This window comes from Arthrobacter sp. 3Tela_A, from assembly GCF_049311025.1.
Lineage (GTDB): Bacteria > Actinomycetota > Actinomycetes > Actinomycetales > Micrococcaceae > Arthrobacter_B.
This window is the reverse complement of sequence record NZ_JAXIOM010000005.1, coordinates 1-9,787: the sequence shown is the minus strand read 5'-3', so window position 1 is coordinate 9,787 and position 9,787 is coordinate 1. Positions and strand designations below refer to the sequence as shown.

Below are 9,787 nucleotides of genomic sequence, written 5' to 3'. Positions count from 1 at the left end.
AGGCGCCGATTTGGCGTAGGGAAGTGGCATGGCGTTATCCAACCGGGAGTTCGTCGGGAGAACCCTGGAAATCCTGTCCAGAGGGCTGAAACCATACATCGATCGGGCGATGGCAGAGGTTTCGCCGGGAGTCGACTGGCCCTCCCTCCTCTCCCGCAAGGACGAGCTGGCCGGCCGTGGCACCAAGACGTACAAAGCCAACGATGTTCAGACCCAGCTCCGCGTCCTGACCGAGCGTCTGGGAACGCTGGGCTACCCGTTCGCCCTGCCGCGGGAAGCCGTGGCCTATGCCTCGGAGCTGCGCCAGGTGCGCAACAGCTGGGCCCACAACGAGACCTTTTCCGACGACGACGTGGTCCGTGCGATCGATACGTCCCTGCGGCTGATGCGCTGGATGCGTCTGGACAAGCCGGCCGCTGAAGCAGAGCAGCTGCTTAAAGACTTCCGGGCTGCCGGCACAGCCGCCCCCGCCCCGGAAACCTCGCCTCAGGGGCCTGCCGCGCCCCAGCCAAGGCCGCTGGATCCAGGCGCGAAGACAGCTCCTCGGCCCATGGAGAAGGAAACCGCAACACCGCAGCCGGCTCCGAAGCCTCAAGTGCAGCAGGGCATCACCATCACCCTCGAGACCGCCTCCGAGGTCAGCTACGCCATGTCCTACAACGGCGGGCAGGTCATCAACCGGCTCGTGGTGGCGAACTCCGGCCCGGAGATTCGCGGTGCGGTGCTGCAGCTAAGCCTCAGTGCCGAAATCGGTGTCGTTTCCCGAACAAGTGAGCATTATCTGGACATTCCTGCGGGCGGTTCCACTGTTCTCTCCAGCCCGAATCTGCAGGGCGATCCTGCTGCCATGCTGCAGCTCGAGGATCGGCAGCAGGGCACAGTTCGTGCTGAACTTCTGGTGGAGAACAATGTGGTCGCGTCCGCCAGCTGCGACGTCGAACTGTTGGGAGCGCAGCATTGGAAGCTGCGTCGCGGACTGCTGGCGCTGGAATCCCTTGCAGCCTTCGTCCAGCCCAACCACCCGGAAATCGCGAAGCTGTGTTCCGAGGCATCTGACCTTTTGAAGGCAGAGAGCGGCAGCGGCGCTATGAATGGCTACCAGTCCGGACCGGAACGCGCCGACGAGATCGCCTGGGCCATCTTCCGGGCAGCCATGAACCGGGGCATCCGGTACAGCGAGCCGGCAGCAGCATGGGGCCAGCACGCCCAAAGGATCCGCACCCCTGAGCAGGTGCTCAACGGTCAGTTTGGCACCTGCATGGACACCACGGTGATCCTGGCGGCGGCGTTGGAGTTCGCTGGCCTGCAGGCGAACCTGTGGCTGATGGAAGGGCACATTTTCCTCGGCTACTGGCGCGATGAGCGCAACTTCCAGACGCCCGCGCTGGAGGAGGCGGCCTATCTGGTCAATGAAGTGGACCTGGGCAATATCCGCCTCATCGAATCGACTCTGGTGACGGAAGAGGGAGAATCTCTCCGCCCGCAGGACGTGCACGACGCCGCGTACAAGCGCTATCTGACCGGGGACATGGACAGTGTCCGCGGGGTCGTGGATATCTTCGGCGCCCGCAGCGCCGGGATCCGGCCCATCCCGGCCCGTCTCGCCACCGCCGGCGGAAAAGTCGAGGTCTACGAGTACACGCCTCCCCGCCCGGAAATGCCGGCCGTGCCCCAGGGCAGTGGGCGGGGAACGCAGAGCCGGACCGATGCCAAACAGCTTCCTCCGCGTATCAGCCAGTGGAAGAACGCGCTGCTCGACCTTAGCCTGCGGAACCGTCTCATCAATTTCACCAAGACGGCACGCTTTCCCCTGGCGGTACCGGACAGCTGGATCGGCCAGTTCGAGGACCTGATCAGCGCTGGAAAACCGATCCGGCTGGAGGCCTCCGACTACGTTGCCGCCATACAGCGCGAACGCGGCATCCGCTACGGCCGAGACCTGCCGCAGGAACAGCTCGCGGACATGCTGGTCAAGCGTCACGCCGTCTATGCTGACGTCACGGAAGCCGGCTACCAGACGCGGATGCGGAGCCTCGCGTACAAGGCACGGACCCTGGTTGAGGAAACCGGCGCGAACAATCTGTATCTGGCGCTGGGGTCGCTGGTCTGGAGCCTGGATGGGAAGGAGCTCCGGTCCCCTCTGGTCTTGGTGCCGGTGAAGCTGCGTCCGACGTCGAAACAGGGCCCCTATGAGGTCTTCCTGGACGAAACAGGCGGATCGACACCCAATTACTGCCTGCTCGAGAAGCTCCGCATGGAACATGGGATGGAGATTCCCGGCCTCGCTGAACCTGAGGAAGACAACGCGGGCATCGATTTGGACGCAGCGCTGGGTGCGGTGAGGTCCGCCGTCCAGGCCAAGGGACTGCCGTTCAGGGTGGAACCCACCGTGGACCTCTCGATCCTGCAATTCGCCAAATTCCGTCTCTGGAAGGATCTCGACGAGCATTGGGAGGAGCTGTCCAAGAACCCGCTGGTCAGCCATCTGGTCAATACGCCTACGGATCCTTTTGCTGATCCTGTCACCACCGAAACGGGACAGGACCTCGACGAACTTGCGGCACGGGTGCCCATCCCGGCCGACTCATCCCAGCTCCAGGCCATCTCCGAAGCGGTGGCCGGAAAGACCTTCGTTCTGGAAGGCCCTCCCGGAACCGGCAAATCCCAGACGATCACCAACCTTCTGACACGCGCCGTCGCCGACGGAAAACGGGTCCTCTTCGTGGCGGAAAAACGGGCGGCACTGGAGGTTGTCCAAAAGCGGCTTGACGACGTCGGCATGGGCGTTTTCGCGCTGGACCTCCACGACAAGGGGAGCAAGCCAGCAGCGGTGCGGGAACAAATCAAGCGTGCCCTCGATCATCGCGCTGACCCGGACCACCAGGGCCTGGATGCTGCGCTGAGTGAGCTGAACAAGGCGCGGCGCGGACTCGTCCGGTATGCAGCACGGCTCCATGACGAAAACAACGCCGAACTCTCCCTATACAGTGCCCGTACCAAGGAGCTCGCAGTCGGGGATGAAACCGAGCCGCTTGTGGTGCCTGAATCCTTTGTGGAGAAGACCAGCATCGAGCAGTTGCAACATCTGCGCAGCCTGCTGGCTGAACTCCCGGATGTGGCTGATCCCGCCGCTCCGGGGAACCGCACGCCGTGGGGGTTCATCCACCGTCCCCTGTCTGCCGCGAAGGTGGACGCGGTCAAGGACGCAGTGCGGAGGCTGCAGGCAGCCCTGGACCGGAGCATGGCGGATCCTGAATTCGCCCACGTCGTGGAATCGGCCCATACCGTAGCGGACCTGACCAAGCTCCGGGAGGTGTTGGCTGCCGGAGCCCTGGATCTGGACCTGTTGGATGAAGTGGCGTCGCCGCGCTGGGCCACCTCCATCGAAGCACTGGGCAGTCAGGTCACTGCCTTCATCGGAGCGGCCCATCCGGGGCTGGACAAGGTTGTGCCCGAAGCTGTCGATCTGCCTGTGGCGGATCTTCACGCGCAAGCCGTTGCAGCGGCGGAATCCGGCTTCTTCGGACGGAAGAAGCGCCTGATCGCCGTCCGTGACCAGTTGGCGGAGTACATTCGGCCGGGTGCTGTGGTGAAACCCAAGGAGGTTCCAGCACTCACCGAGGCGCTGCTGACCGTTCAGAGCGCAGTCCGGGGCCTGACCGGTAAAGTGACTGCGGTGCCGGGTATGCAGCTGCCGGAGTCATGGAACCCGTTGACGGACGCCGGCCTGGAGCTACTCAACCACTCGGTGGACTGGCTGCGCTGGGCATCGGACCTTGTCAAGGTCACCGGCGAAGCAGGTGACCAGCCGTTCCTGCAGGCGCTGCGCAGCTATCTCCGCAAGACAGAGCAGGTTCCTGAGAACGTGGCCAAAACCGCGGCCGATCTTGCCGAGGCGGCCGCCGATCTGTTCGATGCTGCCGGGGTAGGTTCCAAGGATCTCGAAACGTGGCTGGCCGGCAGCACCCTTGTGGAACGCTGGAACCAGACCAGCCGGGGCCGCGACGTCGAACGTCCAGGCCTGCCCTCGCTGGAACGGTGGATGGAATTCCTCAGCGCGCTCGAACCGCTGAAGAACTCCGGGCTGCGCGAGGCCCGGAAGCAGCTGATGTCCGGATCGATTTCAGCCGACGACGCCGTCAGCGCCTTTGAGCGCGGACTCGCCCTCACAGCGCAAAGCGAGCGTGCGTCTGCCACGGGCCTGGACCGGTTCCAGGCAGGCAAACACGAGAATATGATCGACCGCTTCATTACCCGTTCCGCCGTGGTCCGCGAGCAGCTGAAGGTCGCCGTGCCGGCTGAAGTGCTGGCACGGCGCGACTTCAACCCGCAGTCCGGAGCCGGCCAGATGGGCAAGCTGCAGCGCCAGTTGAACTCCAAGCGCGGGTTGAAGGTCCGTCCCCTGATGGAGGAATTCGGTGAGCTGATCACACGCATCACCCCCTGCGTCCTGGTCAGCCCAGATTCCGTGGCCCGTTTCTTCCCTGCACGGTCTGGCTTGTTCGATCTGGTGGTCTTTGACGAAGCATCCCAGATCCGGGTGGCCGACGCCGTCGGCGCCATGGGACGGGGGAGTTCCGTCGTCGTCGTCGGCGACAGCAAACAGATGCCGCCCACTTCTTTCGCCGAAACCAGCCTGGACCGGGACGACGAGGAGGAGGACGCCGCGGAGACCGTAGCGGACGAGGAATCCATCCTCTCCGAATGCGTGTCGGCGCGGGTGCCCCGTCAGTGGTTGACCTGGCACTACCGCAGCCAGGACGAATCCCTCATCGCTTTCAGCAACCAGCAGTACTACGACAGCAAGCTCTCGTCCTTCCCTGCACCTGTACACGGGAATGCCAGCTCGGAAGTGAACGGGTACGGCGTCAACTTCGTCCGCGTGGCCGGTGGACACTTCAACCGGACGGGCAAGGGCAAACTGCTCCGCACCAACCCGGTGGAGGCAGAGGCCGTGGTTGCGGAGATACGACGCCGTTTCCACGCCTCGCCGCAGGTGTACCCGTCCGTGGGCGTGGTGACCTTCAACCTGCAGCAGCGCGCCTACATTGAGTCGCTGCTGCGCGACTCAGACGATCCCCGGATCGCCGAAGCTCTGGACGCCCCGGACGGCCTCTTTGTGAAGAATCTGGAAAACGTCCAGGGTGATGAACGGGACACCATCCTGTTCTCCACCGGCTTCTCGAAGAACGAGAAGGGTTACCTGCCGTTGAACTTCGGTCCGCTGAACCGCAGCGGCGGTGAGCGGCGGCTGAACGTGGCGGTGACACGTGCTCGCCGGCAGGTCATCGTCTTCTCCAGCTTCGATCCCTCTGACCTGCGGGCTGAGGAGACCTCATCCCTGGGTATCAAACACCTGCGCAATTATCTGGATCTGGCAGCAGGTGGCACAGATGCCCTCCCTGCCGACGGCCGGCGCAGGCCTGCCCCGGACCGTCACCGGGAACAAATCGCTGAGGCGCTGCGTGAGCGCGGTCTGGTGGTTTCCACTGACGTTGGGCTTTCGGACTTCAAGGTGGACCTCAGCGTGGCCCTGCCTGAGGAGCCAGAACGCCCGTTGATGGCGATCCTGCTGGACTCTCCGGTGTGGGCCTCCCGCGGAACCGTAGGGGACCGCGACGGGCTGCCCAACGACGTCCTCTCCCGTATGCTCCGCTGGCCATCTGTCCAACGGGTCTGGCTGCCGGAATGGCTGTCGGACTCGGCAGCTGTGCTGGACAGGCTGGAGAAGGAAATCCGGCGGGAGGACCTGCTCGCTGAGCCGGAGGTCGAGGCAGCGGAACCCGCCAAGCCGGTTCGCGCGGCAGCTGCGGTCCAACCCGCCTTGGTGAAGGCGGCGCCGGCGCCCACGCCAGCCCCCGCTCCGGTTTCGAACAGCCTGCCGTACGTTCCGTGGTCCTACCGGGGCGCAGGTGGCATCGAATATCTGGACCAGCTCAGCTCGTCGCGCCGCGCCCGCGATGCGGTGCGTTCAGTGCTCGAGGCGGTCATTGACGCCGAAGGGCCCGTCCACACAGTGCGGCTGGCGAAGCTGGTCTGTGCCGAGTTCGACCTCAACAAGGTGAATGCGCAGCGGACGGCTTCCGTTCTGAAGCTCATCGACCGCAAGAAGTTCCATGTCGACCGGGACGCGTTCGTCTGGCCAACCGCGCTGGACGCTCAGACCTGGACCAGGTACCGGCAAAGCGACGAATCCGAACCACGGAAAATCGAGCACGTCAGTCTGGTGGAGATCGGCAACGCCATGGCGGAGCTGTGCCGCGATGCAGCCGGACTGGAACCTGAAGAGCTCAAGCGCCAGGCCATTCGGGTCTTTGGCGGTAAACGGGTCACTGCCGGAATCGGAGAACGGCTGGATGACGCACTGGCCGCAGCGCTGGCATCGGGGAAGGTTAGTGTCTCTGGAAACCTGGTGGTGGCCGGTGCTCCCCGGAAAGTCGCTGGCGCGACTCGAGTGAGCGGACCGGTACCGGAGAGTCCAAAGCAGATCGACGAGACGGATGGTGCATGGCCGGAAGAAACATCCCGGCGCGTTATGGAGCTGTATCGGCAGGGAATGATGGTCTCCCACGTCGCACGCCAGGCCGGCTTGGACGAGCATGAGGTAGCCACTTATCTGATCAACAGACTCCTGACTCCGTCCGGCGACATCAGGGATGAAACTGGAGCATTCCGCCACGGGAAGGCCTATTCGGCCGCTGAGCTGGGGCGAATGGAGGACCTGTACCGCAGGGGCGAGTCGCTGCAGGCCATCGCCAGGGACCTTCGGCGGACGCAGCTCGGCGTCGGCTGGCGGCTGTTGGATGAAGGCTATCCGCGCCCTAAGAGTTAGTGCTCAGATCCGGCCTGGACAAGTGAAGGGCTCAACAAGCCCAGACGAACGCTCCTCTGCCCGTCACCAACCGTTGCTATGCTGCGGAGGCGGCGTTCCGGCACCATGCCGTACCGCCACGACGTCAAGGGAGGGACTGTGCACAACCCTGACAGCCGAGACGCCTACCTTGCCCCTTTCAACGTGCAGATCAACACGTTCATCGAGCAGCACCGCGGCATGCTGGCAGCCAGCTTAGAGGGTATCACGGAGGAAGAAGCCCGACGGCGGTTGGTCCAGTCGAAGACCACGCTGCTCGGACTGGTTAAGCACGCAACCTTCGTGGAGCGGGTCTGGTTCGGTGAAGCGGTCACCGGAGCATCGAGAACGGAACTGAGCATCCCGGCCACGCCAGATGAGTCCTTCGACCTCCAGGAATCGGACACCATCGAGTCCGTCCTGGCGGACTATGCTGCCGCCGTCGCGCAGTCCCGGCAAGCGGTCGCCGGAATGGACGGCGACACCCTGCTCCCCGGCAACCGGCGCGGTCCGCTGCCGCTGCGCTGGGTTCAGCAGCATCTGCTGCGCGAAGTTGCCCAGCACTGCGGCCATGCGGACATTCTGCGCGAACTCATTTTGGCCGCTCGGTCCCGGCCGCAGGAGTAGCGGCCGCCCACCCGTGCGGTCCTACCGGCACCGCACACACCTGTCGCACAGAACACATCCCCGCACCCGCGAATCCGTGTATACGTTGTAAACAAGACGACTAAAATTCGGAACATGAGCACCAGAACCTTCCCGCAACTGATGGCCACGGGCCGTATTGGTCCGATGGAAACCCCCAACCGCATCGTCCTGCCGGCCATGGACATGAACGTCTCCGAGCACGGCGAAATCGAACAGACCGAGATCGACCACTACGTCGCCCGCGCCAAAGGCGGCGCAGGCCTGATCATCACCGGAGCCTGCGCCATCGCGTTCCCCGTCGGCGCAGCGTCGATGAAGGAGCCGGGGCTCTCCGATGACAAGTACATCCCCGGCTTGAAAGCCCTCGCCGACGCGATCCACGCAGCAGGCAGCAAGCTCTGCATCCAGTCCACGCACCACGGCAAGGTAGCCCGCGTCGACGTCGCCAATGACCGCGCCGTTCTCGCACCGAACCAGCCGGACTACAGCTACGACATGTCCGCCCTGGCGGACAGCACCCGGGAAGAACTCGGCAAGATGGGTGCCGCCACCGCCGGCAAGCAGACCTCCTACAAGGAGATGACCCAGGAGGACATCGACTGGCTCATCCAGACCTGGGCCGACGCCGCCGAGCGCATCGCGAAGGCCGGCGCCGACGCCATCGAAATCCACGCGGCCCACGGCTACATCCTGGGCGTCTTCCTGAACCAGCGGGACAACAAGCGCACCGACGCCTACGGCGGCTCCCTCGCCAACCGCGCCCGCCTGGCCTGCGAGGTCATCGCCGCGGTCAAGGCACGCGTGGGGGACAAGCTGGCCATCCTGGTCCGCGTCGCCGGTGAAGAATACGGCCAGGAAGGCGGCCTCACCCTCCCCGAAGCCATCGAGGCATCCAAGCTGTTCGAAGAAGCCGGAGCGGACGCCATCCACGTCACCGGCTGGGGACGCAACCCGTTCGACAACTTCACCGACGGCCCGCTGCCCAACAAGGTGGGCGCCTACCTGGAGAACGCCGCCGCGATCAAGCAAGCGGTGAATGTCCCGGTGATCGCCGTCGGCCGTATGCTCCCGGAGATCTCCGAAAAGGCCATCGCCGAAGGCCGGATCGACTACGCGGCCATGGGCCGCCAGCTGCTGGCCGACCCGGAACTGCCGAACAAACTCCGCGAGGGTCGCTTCGCCGAAGTCCGCCCCTGCATCAACTGCTACCTCTGCGTCGCCGAGAACTTCTTCGACGACACCCCGTTCTGCGCCGTCAACCCGGCCCTCGGCAACGAAGCCCTGCTACCACTGAAACCCGCGTCGGCGGCCAAGCACGTCGTCGTCGTCGGCGCCGGACCCGCAGGTCTGGAAAGCGCGCGCGTGCTCACCGAACGCGGCCACCGCGTCACCGTGATCGACAAGTCCGACCGCCTGGGCGGCACCATGTGGTTCTCCACCATGACGACGCCGGACAACGAACGTCTGCTGCGCTGGTTCAAGGCCGAGATCAAGCGGCTGCGCATCGCCGTCAAACTGAACACCCCGGCCACCCTCGAAACCATCCGCGCACTGAACCCGGACCACGTCATCGTGGCCACCGGCGCCGTCCGGCCCAAGCCCGACTTCCCGGGCGGCGACCTGCCGATCGTGCAGACCGGCGACACCCTGCGCGCCATGATGCTCGGCACCGCCACCGCCGAGGAAGCCGGCGCCGTGCTGAGCACCCTGGGCAAGATGGGCCGGCTCTCCGGCGTGACCAAGAGCCCCGAGTTCGTCCGCCAGTTCACCAAGTTCTGGCTGCCCATGGGCAAGGACGTGGTGGTGATCGGCGGCTCCCTGGTGGGCCTGGAGCTCGCCGAGTTCCTCGCCGAACGCGGCCGCCGCGTCACCCTGCTGCACGAAAAGCAGCAGCTCGGCCTGCCGCTGGCCATGCCGCGCCGCTGGACCGCCGTCAGCGACGCCAAGAAGCACGGCGTCCAGATTCACCGCAACGCCGTCATCACCCGGATCACCGAGAAGTCCGTCGAATGGACGGTGGGGGAGGAGTCCTTCTCCGCACCCGCCGCCATGGTGGTCTACGCGGACGGCACGACGTCGGCGGCCCCGCTCGCGGACGAGCTGCGGGACGCGGGTATCAGCTGCGACGTGGTTGGTGACGCCGGCGCGGTCAACTACATCCACGGCGCCATTCACTCGTCGTGGAAGGTCACCACGGAGCTCTAGGACTCACGCAGTGCTGCCCGGGCGGGCCCTGGAGGGGGGGGGGCCCGGCTCCAGGGGGGGGGACAACCCCCCCCCACACCGGGG

Annotated in this window: 3 protein-coding genes; all 3 read left to right on the top strand. The window is 65.1% G+C overall.

What is annotated here, in order from left to right; genetic code table 11:
- Window positions 1–28: 28 nt before the first annotated feature.
- The 3 genes from TVC13_RS02895 to TVC13_RS02885 all read left to right on the top strand — a co-directional run bounded on the left by TVC13_RS02895 (window position 29) and on the right by TVC13_RS02885 (window position 9,703).
- The gene (locus TVC13_RS02895; RefSeq protein WP_422399743.1) at window positions 29–6,832 is read left to right on the top strand and encodes a DUF4011 domain-containing protein; all 6,804 of its coding nucleotides are present in this window, start codon (window positions 29–31) and stop codon (window positions 6,830–6,832) included.
- Between the two features lie 138 nt (window positions 6,833–6,970).
- Entirely contained in the window at window positions 6,971–7,477 is a 507-nt protein-coding gene (locus tag TVC13_RS02890) for a DinB family protein (RefSeq protein WP_422399742.1), read from the top strand.
- A 114-nt stretch (window positions 7,478–7,591) separates the two neighbouring features.
- The gene (locus TVC13_RS02885) at window positions 7,592–9,703 is read left to right on the top strand and encodes an FAD-dependent oxidoreductase (protein WP_422399741.1); all 2,112 of its coding nucleotides are present in this window, start codon (window positions 7,592–7,594) and stop codon (window positions 9,701–9,703) included.
- Window positions 9,704–9,787: the final 84 nt, after the last annotated feature.

Bases quoted from the DNA above. Each gene is read 5' to 3' on its own strand.
- TVC13_RS02895 (WP_422399743.1), top strand. From the start codon at position 29: ATGGCGTTATCCAACCGGGAGTTCGTCGGGAGAACCCTGGAAATCCTG.
- TVC13_RS02885 (WP_422399741.1), top strand. From the start codon at position 7,592: ATGAGCACCAGAACCTTCCCGCAACTGATGGCCACGGGCCGTATTGGT.